Here is a 390-nt window from a genome sequence, read left to right on the forward strand (position 1 = left end):
GCTCGATGACCATCAGCGAGGCGCCGCCCCACTCGCCGCCGAGGCCGATGCCCTGGACGATGCGGAGCAGGATCAGGAGGACGGGCGCGAGCACACCGATGGAGGCGTAGTTCGGCAGTAGCCCGATGCAGAACGTGCTCAGGCCCATGATGAACATCGTCAGCACCAGCATCGACTTGCGTCCCATCCGGTCGCCGAAATGGCCGAACAGCGCGCCGCCGAGCGGGCGGGCCACAAAGCCGACGGCGTAAGTGCCGAGCGCGGCAAGCGTTCCCGTCAGCGGATCAATGGTCGGAAAGAACGCCTTGTTGAAAACGAGCGCCGCAGCGGTCGCATAGATCAGGAAATCATACCATTCGATGATGGTGCCGACGCTGCTCGCAATCACGA

General features: G+C 63.8%; 1 protein-coding gene. It reads right to left on the reverse strand.

The genetic code is table 11. The features are described 5' to 3' along the window. A partial coding sequence (locus I6F36_RS39355) for an MFS transporter (protein WP_225173335.1) occupies positions 1–388 on the reverse strand: 388 nt, incomplete at its 3' end. Positions 389–390 lie beyond the last annotated feature (2 nt).

Source organism: Bradyrhizobium sp. BRP19 (assembly GCF_020194195.1).
GTDB lineage: Bacteria > Pseudomonadota > Alphaproteobacteria > Rhizobiales > Xanthobacteraceae > Bradyrhizobium > Bradyrhizobium yuanmingense.